This is a genomic window from Paenibacillus xinjiangensis (genome assembly GCF_059686975.1).
Window position 1 is genome coordinate 373,558 of record NZ_JCAALS010000001.1, and the last position, 16,744, is coordinate 390,301.

General features: G+C 42.7%; 8 protein-coding genes. 7 read left to right on the forward strand and 1 reads right to left on the reverse strand.

Features of this window, described 5'->3' with window-relative positions; translation table 11 throughout:
- Positions 1-68: 68 nt before the first annotated feature.
- Both AC6ESP_RS01615 and AC6ESP_RS01620 read left to right on the forward strand, forming a co-directional pair.
- The gene (locus tag AC6ESP_RS01615) at positions 69-1,112 is read left to right on the forward strand and encodes a LacI family DNA-binding transcriptional regulator (protein WP_497094909.1); all 1,044 of its coding nucleotides are present in this window, start codon (positions 69-71) and stop codon (positions 1,110-1,112) included.
- A 264-nt stretch (positions 1,113-1,376) separates the two neighbouring features.
- Positions 1,377-3,806, forward strand: coding sequence for a hypothetical protein (locus AC6ESP_RS01620; RefSeq protein ID WP_497094910.1), 2,430 nt, complete (start codon positions 1,377-1,379; stop codon positions 3,804-3,806).
- Between the two features lie 69 nt (positions 3,807-3,875).
- Here AC6ESP_RS01620 and AC6ESP_RS01625 read toward each other — a convergent pair whose 3' ends face one another.
- Complete coding sequence (locus AC6ESP_RS01625) at positions 3,876-4,775, reverse strand: helix-turn-helix transcriptional regulator (protein WP_497094911.1); 900 nt, start codon at positions 4,773-4,775, stop codon at positions 3,876-3,878.
- Positions 4,776-5,154: 379 nt separating this feature from the next.
- Here AC6ESP_RS01625 and AC6ESP_RS01630 point away from each other — a divergent pair, with 379 nt between their 5' ends.
- The 5 genes from AC6ESP_RS01630 (at position 5,155) to AC6ESP_RS01650 (ending at position 16,636) form a co-directional block, all read left to right on the forward strand.
- On the forward strand, positions 5,155-11,802 hold the full coding sequence (locus AC6ESP_RS01630) for a DUF5695 domain-containing protein (protein WP_497094912.1): 6,648 nt from the start codon (positions 5,155-5,157) through the stop codon (positions 11,800-11,802).
- A 98-nt stretch (positions 11,803-11,900) separates the two neighbouring features.
- On the forward strand, positions 11,901-12,899 hold the full coding sequence (locus AC6ESP_RS01635; protein ID WP_497094913.1) for an S-layer homology domain-containing protein: 999 nt from the start codon (positions 11,901-11,903) through the stop codon (positions 12,897-12,899).
- A gap of 457 nt (positions 12,900-13,356) precedes the next feature.
- Positions 13,357-14,775, forward strand: a complete 1,419-nt coding sequence (locus AC6ESP_RS01640; RefSeq protein ID WP_497094914.1) for an ABC transporter substrate-binding protein — start codon at positions 13,357-13,359, stop codon at positions 14,773-14,775.
- Between the two features lie 71 nt (positions 14,776-14,846).
- Complete coding sequence (locus tag AC6ESP_RS01645; RefSeq protein ID WP_497094915.1) at positions 14,847-15,770, forward strand: carbohydrate ABC transporter permease; 924 nt, start codon at positions 14,847-14,849, stop codon at positions 15,768-15,770.
- Positions 15,767-16,636 (forward strand): carbohydrate ABC transporter permease, encoded by an 870-nt coding sequence (locus AC6ESP_RS01650; RefSeq protein WP_497094916.1) that lies wholly within the window; start codon positions 15,767-15,769, stop codon positions 16,634-16,636. The genes AC6ESP_RS01645 and AC6ESP_RS01650 overlap by 4 nt, the downstream gene beginning before the upstream one ends.
- The last annotated feature ends 108 nt before the right edge of the window (positions 16,637-16,744 follow it).

The following is a 16,744-nucleotide window of genomic DNA, read 5'->3' on the forward strand; positions in this document are numbered from 1 at the left end:
TGAATGTAAGCTGTGTTAATGATATAACAATAGAATAATGTGAAACGTTTAAAAAAGGGATGAATGTCATGGAAAAAATCGGGATTAAAGATATCGCATTGCGCGCAAATGTATCCACGGCAACAGTTTCCTATGTGTTGAACGGCACCCGTAATGTAAGGCCCAAGACGAAAGAGAGAGTCTTAAAAGTAATTGAAGAACTTAATTACAGGCCAAATGATATTGCAAAAAGTCTAAAGAGTAAAAGAACAAATACCATTGGGGTTATTGCGGAAGACGTAACTGTCTTTAATGTACCTGAAATTATTGATGGAATTAATGAATATGCAGAGAATAACGAGATGCATATTCTATTAACCAATCTCCGTTTACAAAAAAAAATCGGTTATGATTATGATAATACCGATAATTATCAAAAGGATGCGCAAGATGCAGTATCGAACCTCTTATCTAAACAAGTAGAGGGAATCATTTATATTGGTGTACATCCCCGCGACTTAACAGGTTTAATCAAGACTTATGAAAAGCCCATTGTATATACATATTGTTATGCACAGAATGAGTGTTCAATCCAATATAATGATGAACAGGCCTCCTATGATGCAATTGAATATCTGGTTAGCAAGGGACATTCGCGTATTGCCATCATAAGTGGTTTAATGGATTCGATACCTTCTAGGCTGCGATTTAACGGTTATTATAAAGCATTGACAGAATTTCAGTTACCTTTTGATCCACAGTTTATTAAAGTAGGCAACTGGGGTTTAGATTCAGGTTATCATCTGGCAGGTGAGCTTTTGAAGTTACAGGACCCGCCTACGGCTATGCTTATTATGAATGATTTGATGGCTGCTGGTGCATTGCGAGCTGCATCAGAACAAGGGATAGTTGTTCCAAGGGATCTCTCCATTATAGGATTTGATAACCGAGAGTTCAGTGCTTATTTAAGTCCCAGAATTACGACAATGGATTTACCGTTACATGATATGGGGAGATTAGCAATGAAGGCCCTTTATAATAGGATCAACGGAAAAGATGAGAAAATGGAGGAAACTCCTTTGTGTAAACTAATTGAGCGGGAATCCGTGGCTGGGCCTCGACCTATTAAATAATAGTTCGGTAAGAGACTGTAGCATTCTAACAAAGCGGTCTCTTTTTTTTTGCAAAAAAGGTAAATCGATTAACTTCATTTTTAGATCTAATTAGATAAGTAGTTTTCTTTATATAGCTAATATCTCTATAGAGAAAAGGAGGTGAAAGTGTTCATTTATCAAGGTATTTGGTAATAGGCATAAAATACTTGCTGGGACTTATTGTGGTATGATAATATTAGCTTATTATTTAAACGTTTAGATTATGAAACTGGGAGGGAGAACTTGAAACTGCTTCGTAATGATACTTTTGAAATACACATATCTCCACAAGGTACTGTGGAGTCTTTATTTCTGACAGATGATCCAGAAAAGATGAACTGGGTAATTGATGCACAATATGTAAAGGATGCTGGCTACTCAAGTCAGGATAAACGTTTCGGACAGTGGAGTGCTACCATTGATGATGAATTGATTGAAAGCGTTAACCTACAACCACATATTGATTTTACGGATGAAAAATCGGCTATTGTTACTTTTTTGCATGATAAATTTAAAGTTGAATATGAATATCTGCTAAATAATAATGGTGAATTGCTTTGGAACATTCGTTGTTCAAATCCAACCTATTATCCTGTAAGAGTAAATGGATTTCATAGCTGGTTTTCTCTTGCCTATATCATGTTCCGAGATCATGATGTTTTGAGAAACATGAAGCATTCTTGTGCAGTATTTCCTCATTTAGGTGGGGATTTCTCCAAATTTGCAGCTGTGCGTAGAAGCAATGAGGCTCCGCATCTTGCGATATATAGTACTGGCGATCGTGTTACAGCTTTTGGGACGTATTGCAGTTATGTAAATCGTTTTTTAGAACAGGTATCACCATCTTTGGATGGAATGCTCTATCACCGGTTATCGTTTGTTGAGGATGGAAGTTCTATGGGCCAGTCTGCAGAAAATGATTGGATCTATAGCGGTGACTACTCATCTATTACACTTAAACCTTCAGAAGAAAGAAAATGGTCATTTGTATTTACACCATTTAAAGACCAAGAGGAGTTTTACAAAAAGGCACAAAAGTATGGACATCCACATTGGACATATTCGCATGTTACTACTACAGATGGAAAATTCTTTGCTGAAGTGAATCTGCCGGAAAAGGAAACTCTAATTTCAGTGAAAATTGTAAGTGTAGTGGACGAAGTAGGTACCACTAAGGAGAAAGACATTACTAATGAATTTAAGCTCGTTTCTAACAAAAAATCTAAACGTTTACGTGCTGTTATACCACTGAGGTCAGCGGGAGAGATTAAGTTAGAAGCTACACTCAATAATGGAAAATGCGATGTATTAGTGGGAAATGTACTTGAACCCATTCATAACTTACTGGAAAAAAGAGCAGCTTGGTTATGTAGCAATAGTTTTAATGCTACCCAAGAATCAACTCGTCCATATGCATTTAAGCCATTGTCAAACCAAGGGGAATCCCTTGGTAAATTATCATTCATTTTGATGAAAAATCTGTTTTCTCCCCCTGTACCGAAAGAAGTTAATAAAGTAGAAACTTCCGCATTCCTAGATTTAAAACATCATTGGTTTGAGGATGGAGATTTTATGATTCCCAAACCACTTTACGGTTCTTTCTACCGTATTTATGATTTCGATTATATTGGTCACGTGTATTATTTATTGTCTAGATTTGATCAATCATTATTGTCTCATACAAATTCAGAAACTTATTTATCTTGGGCTGCTCAAGTCATGTGTATGAGGCTCAATCCAGATTGTCACCGAAATAAACGTGAAAAAGATGAATCACAACTTGTCGGTGTATTTATTCTTTATATTGCTGACTTACTAGAGGATCTGAAAAAAAATGAGTTAATCTATTGGCACGACAAACTACACAAGTTATGGTTACAATTTGTAGAAGGACTAAAAGAAGGTTCACAAGGATATCAAGGAGCTGTGACAGAGCATTTCTATGATAATGCTGGGTTTGGACCTACGTGTGAAGCGCTATGCCTAGCTAAGTTAAATGATGAAGCTGATTTGTATGCCCCACTGATTATTGCGAATATTGGATTTAGTAACGACTATAGAGCTAATGCACCGGATCGTTGGTGGGAAGCTTTATCTTTTATGACGCATTCGTTATGGGGCGGATTAGTAGCGGGTGCCGCTCGATCCTCTTATGAAACGCTTGGAGACACGAAATTACTGGAAGCTGGTTATCGAGCAACAATGGCTGTGTTTAATTGTTATGATTGGAATGTTTATTCGACAACTCGTAGACTAAAGCCTGGTGAGGCAGCTTCTACGTATAGCATTGCAGCTCCTAATTTAAATATGCCCGAACTTTCCAGAAATCGATTTGGACAATCTATTTTTAAAAAATCGAGTGACCCATTATTCAGTAGTCTCTTTTCTAACATTGAAGGTGACGACTGGGATATGGGGGAAGAACTTGTTGCTTATATGCTTGGGTTTGGTTCGACAACATACCTATATACAGATGGCGATGGGGAAATAAGATGTGTAAATGGTTTTATTGAGCGGGCAGAGAAGGGCTGGGAGATTACTAGTTATGCCGCATATCCAACTAGATATGTTATGTTGGAAAAAGGACTCACGTTCGTGTCAGGAGCGGGAGAAATGGTTAAAAGTATATTATTTATAGATGGTCAATTTAAAAGTACAGAAATTAAAATTTAACAGGTGTATTCTAAAAACAAAAAAATGGAAACTGGAGTTGATTGCCAGCTTCCGTTTTTTTTGTGTATTCTAAATAATTTCAGGCTTCTGGAATTCTTTTTTTCGAAAGTTTGCTGGTGAATTTCCTTGTTTATTGGTGAAGACGGAAGAGAAATAGGCAGGATTGTTAAAACCAACTTCATCAGCAATACGAGCAATGGACCAGTTCGTTTGAATGAGCAGCTTTTTTGCTTGTTCTATTCGATACTGCAGTAAGTAATCAATGGGGGTTAAACCATAGACTTTTAACATGCACTTGGCTAAATAGTTAGGATGGTAATTAAATTGGGCCTTTAGTACGGGGTTCGTGATCTTTGAGGTATAATTCTGACGTATAAACAATTCAATTTTTTCAGCAAGATGAATGGCAGTTGAATTTGTTGCTATCCCTGAATCATGATTAATATTTTGCATGAAAGTCTGGAAAGCAGTTTGTTTCCGCCAATTACGGAGCGAACGTGGATCATTATCTAAGGAATTAAATTCAGTGAGATCATTCATTGATTTACTAGACAACTTAAATTTTTTTGGGATAAAGATCGAACTTAATTCATTGTGATGGAGATATGCTTTCTGTTTATGTTTTTCAAACAACGTCATTTGGTTTTCAAGGCATTCATTTATACTTTTCATTTCATCCCAGGCGCCAAACGTTTGAAAATGAATCCAGGTAATTTCTGTCTCCTCTTCACAGGAAGTAGTGCCAAAGTGATACGCATCGGGTCTTAAAATAATCGCTTCATCCTTATGTATGATCCACTCCTTATTATTCTCACCAATGAATAGTTTTCCATTGGTAATTATAATAATATCGAATACATTAATAGAATAACGACTTACATGTCGTTCCCCTGGCAAGAAAGTATGTTTCCCGCTGTCTATAAAATAAGGAATAGGCGGAGTTACAAAGTGCATGATTAACTCTGACATACGACATCCCTCACTTTGATCAATAATGATGACGCTTTCATAACTATAATGTATGGTGAAATATCATAAGGAAGCAGAGAGATTTAAACGATTTACTTAAATGAGATCTTAAATTGTGAAATTTTGTGATAGTCAAGTCAATCTGGAACTTTTTCATTAAAATATCACACTTCTCTACAATTTTCAAGCACGGAGAGGAAAGTTGAAATTCTATAAGTATAGGTTGGAATATTGGTTTTTCAATGTAAATCAAGGGTGATACAATTAAGTAAGCGCTTTCCGTTGGTGGAAATAGAGGAAGGAGTCGGGAAGATGGGATGAAATGCGGAAAGTCATCGCTATAAAGCTAATAAACTAAACGTTTAAGTGGGAGGTTAAGATGAAAACGACTACTAAAAAGTTGATGTCACTGGCTACTGCATTTGTGTTGTTTTTCGAAGTGCTGCCCTTGGGGATTAACACGGTGCCTTCGGCAGCCGCAGCAACGAATAGTATCTCCAATGCTAGTCTTTCTGCTAAGGTCGGTGATTTAGGGCAGATTGAAGAATTATATATTCAAAATAACCCGACAAACAAAAGCGGCAAACCTATCAATTTTGTTTTGCCCAACAATACGTCGCCACAAAACGATGTCCAGCACCAATGGATGGGCGAAATAATTTTTTCTTACCGTACCGGTGACAGCGAGCAATTCCCTAACGACAGGGTTGGTTTTGTAGAGGTTGATACAAACAAAACATTGGCGGCTGGTGGATCAACAAAGTTTACGAACATCAATCCTGCTAACCAATATTTTACGAAGGAGGCTTCATCAGACGGCAAGAAAGTGGAAGTCAACTTTATCGGACAGAATCTTGATTCCACAGCTGCTCGGGTAATGAAAGGCTTTGACGTAAAGTCCGTATTTGATATGGATACCGAAGATGGTTCGATGCTATGGGAAATCACGGTAAAAAACAAAAGCAGCAAATATATGGAATTCGGTGATATCGGCTTGCCGATGCCTTGGAATAACAAATATCAGTCTGTATCGGATACCTATGACAACCGAGTTACTGTACATAATTTTGCTGGTGCCGACAGCGGGTATTCCTATGCCATCCGCACGAGCGGCGAAGGGAATTTCATGATGTTTGCCCCAGTGCCTGAAAGTGGCGCACGAATTGAATATGTTGATTATTGGTTGGGTGACGCGGGGGAGCTGCGGAGCGGAAGTCTTTACTCGAACTGGGTTGGGGACAGCGGCGGTTGGTTTCCGGGGTTGAATGTTCTATATATCCATTCCAAAGATATACAGAAAACCGGCCGAGGATATTTTACCGATGCTAGCAGCTTGGTTTTGGCGCCAGAAGAGCAAAAAACATATAAGTTTAAATTTTCAGCAGTACGCGCAGGCGACAACGATCCGCAGGTAAATGCTCAAAGTCCAAATAATGCTTCTACTTCCATGGAAGACCGTGAGGCTAACCTTCGCACCAACCTGTACAAATCAGGAATGATTGATGCCGTTGCGCTGCCCGGCTTCCAGGCTGCGATCAATATGCCCGTCAAGCTGGATCTGCACTACGACGACAGCCTCATCGACGTTCAGTCCGTTGAGATTCAATCTGTTCACGAGAATGATCCGTATGATGAAGCACATATCCCAGATATCAAGCCCGGCCAGACCAGAGAGAACATGGTCAACAATTCTCGTGCCGGACGCGGACTTCCTGACGGGAATCCAGGATATGAAGAATCCGTACAGTTTGTAGAAACTAAGGTTGTTAACGGTGAACAGCATCATATCTATTCGCTCAAGTTTGGCAATATTGGCAATAACAGCGTTCGCGTGAATTATAAGCTGAAGGCCGGTACGGAACTAATGGATAAGTTTACTCAGCTTGAATTCAATATTCTTGCCGAGCTTGATCAAACATCGCAAGCTCACTCCGAATTTATGGTAGAGAAAACGCAGGATAAGGACCCTAATAGTCCTACCTACGGCATCTATCGTGACTGGTATCTGACAACCGGCATTGACATGACGACCAGCCATTGGGGTGATGACTGGAGCCACGATAACATTAACTTCATGACTATGAAAAATGTTCTCGATCCAAATCCCGAAGAAATTCGATCCATTGAAAACTACCTGATCGACTTTATGTGGGAAAAGTACATGAAAGATACGCAGAACACTTTTACAGTTGCGAATTACCTTAAGGATTCAGGTGTTTACACGAATTCAGAAAAACCTTATGTACGGACGTTTTCCGAAATAATGGCATCCACTGGCTATTTCAACATGTATCGGACCCAAAAGGCATATCCCAATTTGGTAGAGTATCGTGAAACGCCGCAATACTATCTGGAAAAGGCCTACGGCATATACTATAACCGTATCTCCAGCGGAGCAATCGGATTCTATGGTGAACAGCAGATACCAGATATGATTGAGGCACTTAAGGAAGAGGGAATGCTGACTGAATACGAGAATCTGAAAAAGAAGTTCGCCCAAACCAAAGGCCGGAACGTGTCAAACGCGGCTTATCCTTATGGGTCGGAATTTGAATATGACAATACTGGCGAAGAAGGGGCCTATTCCGCAGCCAAGGCGCTGCGCACCTACTACCCTGAAGATTCGCAGGCGGCCGCAGCCTTGAAAAGCATGGGAATGGCTGACTTGAAGACTCGCGCAATGCGAGGCATTCAGCCTACCTGGTACTATTATTCCGTACCGGTATTCCGTGCAGGCGAAGGCTGGTGGAATTTCCAATATACCGCGTCTTTGGCGGGATATATTATGGATGACTGGCTCCGCTATGAGAATGACGGTAGATCCGGGGAACAGGCTGCTATCGCGCAACAGCGCAACTATGCGGCGAAAATATCAAACTTTAACGCCGTCAATATGGGGCAGATTTCTGCACAGTCTGTAGGCGGTATCTCTTGGAGATATAACGCCCAGAAGGGCGGAACGGGTACCAAAAACGTAAACGATGGCGGAACTCGCGTTATGAACAACGGCTGGCAGGACTTCTCTGGCGAATCAGAGGAAGGACTCTATGGCTCGCTGTTGACTATCAGTTCCGATATCGTCATCGATCCGGTATTTGGGCTTTTCGGGTATGGAGCTTCGGTTACTGACGAAGGCGGCACTTACCATATCACGCCAGAAGACGGTTTTGGCAAGCGTATCAATCTAATCGATGAAAAAATATTCCTAGTCTCGGAAAGCGATAAAATGGAAAGCGCGGAGATTCAAAAAGACGGCAAGGCCTTTCATTTGCAACTCTCGAATCTTGCTAAAAGCGAGCACGCTTCAAAGATAACTTTCGATGGGGCAGGAGTAGAGAACGGCTATTATACAATGAAGCTAGATGGTCAAGATGCCGGACAGTTCTATGTGCTGAACAATAAAGGTACGGCTATGTTCCAAATGAGCAGTGCGCAAACGGCTGAATTGACCATTGAAAAGACAGATACGGGCGAGAATCAAGCTCCGAAGGTTACTGCAGAGCTGGCGACGCAAAACCCACAGGCGATGATTCCGTTTGTGATGAACGGAATGGTGACCGATGACGGCGCACCAAATGGCGCATTGACCTACCAATGGGAAGTTGTCAGCACTCCGGAAGGCGGCAGTCTGAGCTTTACCAATCCTAAGTCGACAACCACACGAGCAAACGGTACCAAAGAAGGCTCCTATACGGTCAGACTTACCGGTAATGACGGGCAAGAGAGCGGTTCTAATGAACTGACCTTTACATTGGCCGCACCTCCGGAAAAACAGCCTCCGGTAATTGGCGAAGTGACTGCGGTCCAAGATGCTTCGAATAGCAGTATTCTCGTATTATCCGGAAAGGCGACCCCGGATCCGGTGTACAGCGCGGTAACTGAACCCGTATGGACGTATGGATGGACGGTTAAGCAAAAGCCGGATGGCGCAGCGGATGTTTCTTTTGCCCATGGCGACAAAGCAAATGCATATGCCCGCATAAGCAAGGCAGGCACTTATGTGTTTACCTTTACAGCGGCTGATGAAGGCAAGACGTCAAGCAAGGATGTAACGATTAATATCTCAAAAGACACCGATGGCTCATACAAGGCAATCAGCGTAGTAACGCTAATTAATACGGCTCCGACACTACCTGGACAGATGGATATTCTGTTTGAAGACGGATATAAGCAAAGTACAATCAAGTGGGATGACGTTGATCCAGGCAACTATGCGAAAGCAGGTGAATTCGTAGTCGAGGGAAATATCGTAGATAGCGAATTGAAGGTACGTGCCACTGTATATGTCGTGAAAGCACAACCTCAAAACAACGCGCTGACTGCAAGACCTTCAGCCAGTTTCTCTGGTGGTGACGGATATCCTGAGGCGATGAATAACGGTAACGAACCAAAAAGCTCATCGGATTTCTCAGCATCCAAAGGTGCCGCTAACAGTGCTTGGCACAACTGGGGTAGAGAAGGAGAACCGGCATGGGTCATGTATCAATGGGATGAGCCATTCCTTGCCTCTTCGATGGATGTGTATGTCTTCCGAGACGGTGGTGGGAATTTCCAACCCACGGATATGAAGCTTCAGCTTCGTGATGCGGATGGAAATTGGTACACGCCAAGAGGAGTAACAGGACTTGGAAATGCTTTGAATAAATACAATACGACCACCTTTGAGCCTGCCTATATTACAGGCGCTCGAATGGACATGAAACCTGTCACCGTTGGGATCGGTATTCTGGAATGGAAGGTAAATGGATATACAGGAGGAACAGACAAGTCGCGGCTGGCACAGGTTATTAACTTTGCCAATTCATTAAAAGCTGCGAACTTCATCGACCAAGGTCTTGCGCCGATTGCAGCTGCGAAGGCGGGTGCTTCCGCCGTTATGAGTAACAAGGAAGCTACAGAAGAGGACGTTGCTCAGGCCATTGAAAAGCTGCTGACAGATATGAGGCTCTTGAGTCCGCGCGATAAGAATATGGCGTTTGCAGCCAGTCTTTCAGCTAGCTTCACTTCGTCTTGGGAGAGTCTTCCTGCGGTTAGTGACGGGTTAAAAACTTCCGCAAGCAACCCGCATTGGGGTTCGTGGGGCAATACAAGCTCTGAGGAATGGGTGCAATATGATTGGCCGCAGGGCGCAACAATCCAAAGCTCAAATCTGATGCTGTGGACTGATAATGGCGGCATAGAAGCGCCTACAAAGTACACGTATTCATACATTCCGATGAACAGCACAACGAATGAATGGGTAGCGGCAGGGACCATTACCACAGGCATCACAGCTCTTACTACTCCTGTGGGTTCCTCAAATCTATATGATTTTGACACGTCACTGGAGGTTAAATCTCTGCGTGTTACGATGACAAAGAAAGCCCGGAATGGGAATGGTGTTGGCTTATGGGAATGGGAAGTTTCCCAAGCGGTGACCAATCAGAATCAGCCGGCACCAACAACGCCAACAGGGGTTATGCCGACCATATTCAACGGAAATGACGGAAAGCTCATTGGCGTGACATCGGCAATGGAATATAGGAAGGAAGGTACGGAACAATATACGGCAATTACAGGAGCAGAGGTTACTGGTCTCAGCGCCGGCACTTATTTTGTTCGGTATATGAAAACCGTTTCTCTAAATGCCAGCCCTGATAAGGAAGTTGTGATTCCAGAAGGGGAGAAACGGGATGCAATGGCCATCATTAGCGGCCCTACATCACAAGTAGTCGTGGGTCAACCGATTAACCTGCCGGTTGGCGCTATTGGATTGACTCATGAATTCAATATGCTAAGCGTGGAGTTAAAGTACGATCCGGCTATGATTGAGTTTGCTACTTCACTGAATAATGGTGTCAATGTCTTGGATGCAGATGCAATTACTTCTTCACGGGAGGGACTCCAAGTTCTTGAGACAGCGGTGAAACCGGAAACGGGAGAAATCCTGATTATTATGGGAGTCACCGGAACATTCTTGATAGGTGACGGCGAATTATTTGTTCTTCACGGCAATGCCAAGGCGGATGCAACTGCCGGAACGACCAATGTTGCTGTAACCAAGCAGGAAATGGTCGGTGACGAGAGCCATTATTCCTTACTCGACACATCTCTGGCTACGGTAGGCATACAGGTTGTGCAGGCAGATAAGACGGCATTGATTGCTGCAATTGCAGCCGCAGAAGAACTTCTTGATGCGGCATCTGAAGGAAATCAAGAGGGTCAATATCCAATTGGCTCCAAAGCCATCTTACAAGCTGCAATCGATAGTGCATCAGTAGTGGTGCAAAATGGAGCAGCGACACAAGCTGACGTTGCAAATGCATTTGCTGCTTTGAATGATGCAGTGACAGTCTTCAGTGGTTCGATTATCCATATTAATAAAGCAGAGTTGAATACGGCAATTACAGATGCTGAGCAAGCATTGAGCTCTGCCGTAGAAGGCTCAGCGCCGGGCCAATACCCAACGGGTACGAAGGCTGCACTTCAAGCTGCTATTGACGCTGCAATTATTATCCGTGACCGTACTACGGTAACGCAATCTGATGTGGACTTAGCTGTGTCGACATTAACGACAGCAGTGAGCATATTCAGAGCTAGCGTGAATCCAACGACTACGCCTTCGGCTGATTTGAGAGCCTTAAATCAAGCGATTGCTGCTGCTCAAGCTAAACTTACTAAAGCAACAGCCGGCAACAAAATCGGTCAATATCCAGCAGCTGCAATCACAAACCTTCAAGCAGCCATTGTGGCAGCGAATAACGTGAAGAGCAACAGTGGAGCCTCACAGTCGATGGTTGATGCAGCAGTAGTAACATTGAATGAAGCAACATCAACATTCGCTTCGAAGATTGTGACTCTTGTACCTGGAGGGACATCCATTACGATCCAGGATCTGTCGATCATTGCAAAATATTACGGTGTTAAGAAAGATCAACCTGGTTGGGATATCGTAGAGAAGGCAGATTTGTTCGATAATCATGAGATTACGATTCTCGAATTAGCAGCAGTAGCACGCATGATTGTAGGGGATTGGTTACAGCAATAAACAATCGGTGAACGTGGAGTAAAGAGGAGGGTGCTTAAGCGCCTTCCTCCTTAGTTATTAATGAAGGGATGATTCGCATGTTGAAACGTAAGTTATTAATGGCATTGTCAATGCTGTTGTCGATCGTCATCCTGGTTCTTGGAGTGTCGCAGGGGACTGTTATGGCCAAAGAGGCAAATGCCACGTTTGACTTAAAGCTTAGTTATTCAAATAAGGATGTAAAGCTGTCAATTATGGGTCACGGACTTACGGATATGTATGCTTATGATTTTGAATTGTCCTACGATGAGAAGATACTTTCATTTAGTAAGGCGGAAACTTCGATTAAAGGCTTTTCGGTAGACCCTATCCGCAGCGCAAATACGATCCGGATTGCTCATACGAAGATGGGAGAGGTCGGTGGCGAGAAGGGGAACGTGGAACTCTCCGCGATAACCTTTAAACGTATCGGATCTGGGACAACCTCTATTGAGCTTAGCAATATTAAACTCGTTGATTCTAAGCTGGACATGGTAACCTTAGTGCCTAAAGTAACGGCAACGGTATTTGATGATCCCCAATTGTTGATTTTCAAAGATGTTAAGGGACATTGGGCAGAGGCGTCAATCTATGAAGCTGCAAGTATGGGCTTCGTGACAGGCTATGCGGATGCAACCTTCAAGCCGAATCTTGAAGTAACAAGGGCAGAATTTGCAACGATGATTGTTCGAGCTTTGCAGATTCAGACAAGTGATGGTAAAGGCCTGACATTCAAAGACAGTAAAGAGATTCCTGTATGGGCGAGAACTTATGTACAGACAGCGGTTGAAGCAAAGCTGATTAACGGCTATACGGATAATACGTTTGGTGCGAACAAATGGATTACTCGCTCAGAAATGTCTGCAATCATTGTACGTGCACTTGCTAAAGAAACAAGCTCCACTATTAAATTACAGTTTGCTGATCTTGATAAGATACCGGCATGGGCCATCCCATCTGTGAAGACAGCAGTGGAGCTAGGCATTATGAAAGGAAATACACATAATCAATTTGCTCCAAATGCACCTGCAACTCGTGCAGAGGCAGTTACAGTCATACTCAGAATGCTCAAAGCGTAAAACAAAGAACACATTACTGCAGAGACAATTCGCCCTGCAGAATGTGTTCTTTGCTCTGCTGTTAACCTTCATTTCGAAGCTATAAATAGGATGTCGGTTTAAATTACTGGATTTTGTATAAATGGTTGAAAAATTATAAAAATTGGAATAAGATATCCTTAATAGACTTACTTATTCCAGACGAGATTGACAACTTGCTAAACGTTTAACTTCGAACCAAAGATTAGATCATCCAAGAGGCTAAGTAAAACCGAACCAATTGTACTTCATGCCTTTTCAATGGTTGAAATATGAAAAGAACAGGTTGAAATAATCGGTTTCATTCTTCAATTAAAAATGGCACAATATTAGTGGGCTCGATGTTAAACGTTTAACTCGGAAGCTTGGGAGCTTTAAGCCTCGGAGTCAAACGGTTAGACATATAAATTAAAGCAAATTTTGAAGGGAGATCGGGGTCATGAAAACAGGAAGGAAACTTGGGGTAGGTCTTGTATCGGCTGCATTGGTAATGAGTGTCGTAGGTTGCGGAAGCAACGGAAACAACGGGAACAACGCGACAAACACAGCATCACCCGGAACTGATGCTACCAAAGCACCTGCAACGTCATCTTCCAACACTGAAAAGGTTAAAATTATCTACTCAATGTGGGGAAGTGCGGAAGAAGGGAGTACCACACAAGCGGTGGCGGACAAATTTAATGCATCCCAAGACAGAATTACAGTGGAAGTGCAAGCGATTCCATGGGAAAGCTACATGACAAAATTGAATACGCTTGCAACAGCAGATCAGCTGCCTGATACAGGTATGTTGAAAGAGGATGGCGTCATCCAATGGTCCTCTCAAGGCATGCTTAATGATGTAAGTTCTATGTATGAGGGAAGCGATAGCAAGCCGCTCGATAGCCTGGCTTACAAATATCAAGGCAAAACCGTAGCTTATGCTGCTGCAAATGAAATCCTCCTACTCTATTATAACAAAGACATGTTCGACAAAGCGAACGTTCCTTATCCTCCTTCCGTGCTTGATCAAGCATGGACATGGGACGAATTCGTAGAAACAGCCAAGAAATTGACGAACGATAAAAATGGTAAACATCCTGGTGAGGCAGGCTTCGATTCGCAAAGCATCGTTCAATACGGTGCATCCGTGGAAAATCTCTCGTGGCAGCTGGAAACTTGGGCCATTGGTAATGGCGGAGGATTTTATTCCAATGACGGTACAGAGGTTAGGGTTGGAGAAGACGCCAGCATCGAAGGAATCCAGAAGGTTGCTGATCTGTACTTGAAAGATCATGTTGCTCCTTTGTCCGTCGGACAGACCGATGATGGCATTCAACGCACCATTATTGCAGGTACAGTCGCTATGGCAACGAATGGTCAATGGAATGTGGGAACTAGCTTAAATACGGCGAAAGAGGCCGGTCTGAACTATGGCGTAGCTGTACTGCCTTACATGAAGGATAAAGTAACCCTTAATACAGGCGGTGCCAATGTTGTGTTCTCTCAAACCAAGCATCCGGAAGAAGCAATGGAATGGCTGAAATGGTACAATTCCGAAGAAAATAACTGGGCACTCATCTCATCCGGTATTTGGATGCCAACGCTGGAGAAGTGGTATACGGACGAGACACTAACTCGCAAATGGGTAGAAAATCCAAACTTCCCAGCGTACGACGAATATAAGTCTGCCGTAGTCGATTATGCACAATCTACTGCTGCAAGACCTGCATCGTGGTTCTATACGAATAATACTACGGAATTTAACACCTTGCTAGGATCAGTGCTGGGGGATGTATGGACGGGTAAAACGACTGCTAAGGACGCCATCACCAAAAATCTCGATGCATTGAAAGCCGCTCATAAAGGCAATCAATAAAAGAGATAGAAGGATGACCGCCATGAACCTACAAGCGGCGGTCATCCTTTAAACATGAGGGGGAGCGAGAAATGGAAGCCATTAATAAACCGCAAAAGCGCCGTTCCCGTATTTATTCAAGCGAGGCACGCGTAGCTTATATTTGCTTGATTCCAGCCTTCCTAGGATTAATTTTTCTGACGTATTTGCCTCTTTTTGGAGTACTAGGCATCAGTTTGACGAATTGGACTGGCTTGAAAAACCCCGAATTCATCGGTTTTGATAATTATATCAAGCTATTTACCACGGATCCTTATATTAAAGATTCCATTGTCGCGACGATTTATTTTGCGGTTTTATCGGTAATCGGCAGTATGATCTATTCACTATTTATTGCTATGCTGCTTAATCGTAAAATTCCTGCAAGAGGTTTTTTCAGGGCTGTATTCTATGTGCCGTATGTTTTACCTGCTGCAGCGATCTACGTAGGATGGTCTTGGCTCTATGAAGGGAATTTTGGTTTTTTCAACTATCTTCTCTCCGAGCTTGGGCTTAAAAAAATTCTCTTTATCGCCGATTCCAGCTATGTCGTTCCTTCCCTATCGTTAATTTCGGTTTGGTTAGCAGGCAACTTGATCGTTATCTTTTTGGCTGGACTTCAAAACGTTCCCGTTTCTTACCATGAGGCAGCTGAAATGGATGGGGCGAACGGCTGGCAGCGTTTCCGTCATATTACCTTACCCTGCATGACACCCATTATTTTCTACAACCTGTTGATGAGTTTGATCGCAAACCTTCAAGTCGTTACACCAGCACTTTCTTTAACGAATGGCGGTCCAGGTAATTCCTCCCGATTCATGACTTATCTCATGTATGATCAGGCATTTGTAAATTACAAATTAGGCTATGCCTGCGCGACTACTTTCATTATATTTGCAATTCTTGCGGGCTTTACTGCCATATTGTTTAAGACGTCGGGCAAATGGATTTATAGCGAAGGAGGCGACGACAAATGAGTGTAGCAGCATACGGTAGACTTAGGAGCAAAAAACGCAGGGACCGCATGATGAACATTTTAACTATTGTCGTCGTTATTGTATTTACCATTTTAGCTCTCTTTCCAATCTGGTGGATTTTCCGTACGTCTCTCATGACCAATGCCGAGATCTATAAATATCCGCCGTCTCTGTTACCCCAAAATTGGCTGTTTTCCAACTATGAGAAGACACTAGAAATATTTAAATTCTGGAAATACCTGTGGAACACGATGGTAATTATCGTTCCCTCCTGTCTGGCAGGAACTTTTACGGCTACATTGTGTGGATACGCTTTTGCAAGGTTGAAATTTCGGGGCAAAAATTTGATCTGGGCACTCTGCGTAGGTTCAATGCTCTTGCCTGCCATGGTTACGCTCATTCCGCTGTACATCGGCTGGACGCGTGGCCTGGGGATTAATGACAGCTATTGGCCATTGATCCTGCCTTATTTTTGTGGTGGCGGCGCCTTTAATATCTTCTTGATCCGTCAATTTATTATGTCCATTCCAAGAGAACTCGATCAAGCGGCAACGATCGACGGTGCCGGGTACTTCCGCATCTTGTTCAGTATAATCATGCCGGCTATCCGACCTGCAATGATTGTCGTCGCGTTGTTTATCTTCATAGGGTTATGGAACGATTTGCTTCAACAAATGATTTACATTAACTCGAGCGATAAATACACGATTGCACTTGGACTAACCAACTTTAGAGGCCAATTAAAGAGTGACTGGTCGCTTACCATGGCCGCCACGTGCTTATCCTTTGCTCCAGGTGTCATTTTCTACTTAATTGGTCAAAAGTATTTCGTAGAGGGAATCACTCTAACCGGAATAAAAAGTTAGTTCTTCATAGGATAGGATTGCATTCGTGTCTGCGCTCACCTCTTCGCTGTTCTTACAAGTAAATAGGTGTTATGGAATAGCTGCTTCACTAGTGAAGTGGTTATTTCA

Bases quoted from the DNA above. Each gene is read 5' to 3' on its own strand.
- AC6ESP_RS01650 (WP_497094916.1), top strand. From the start codon at position 15,767: ATGAGTGTAGCAGCATACGGTAGACTTAGGAGCAAAAAACGCAGGGAC.
- AC6ESP_RS01640 (WP_497094914.1), top strand. From the start codon at position 13,357: ATGAAAACAGGAAGGAAACTTGGGGTAGGTCTTGTATCGGCTGCATTG.
- AC6ESP_RS01630 (WP_497094912.1), top strand. From the start codon at position 5,155: ATGAAAACGACTACTAAAAAGTTGATGTCACTGGCTACTGCATTTGTG.
- AC6ESP_RS01645 (WP_497094915.1), top strand. From the start codon at position 14,847: ATGGAAGCCATTAATAAACCGCAAAAGCGCCGTTCCCGTATTTATTCA.
- AC6ESP_RS01615 (WP_497094909.1), top strand. From the start codon at position 69: ATGGAAAAAATCGGGATTAAAGATATCGCATTGCGCGCAAATGTATCC.
- AC6ESP_RS01625 (WP_497094911.1), bottom strand. From the start codon at position 4,775: ATGTCAGAGTTAATCATGCACTTTGTAACTCCGCCTATTCCTTATTTT.
- AC6ESP_RS01635 (WP_497094913.1), top strand. From the start codon at position 11,901: ATGGCATTGTCAATGCTGTTGTCGATCGTCATCCTGGTTCTTGGAGTG.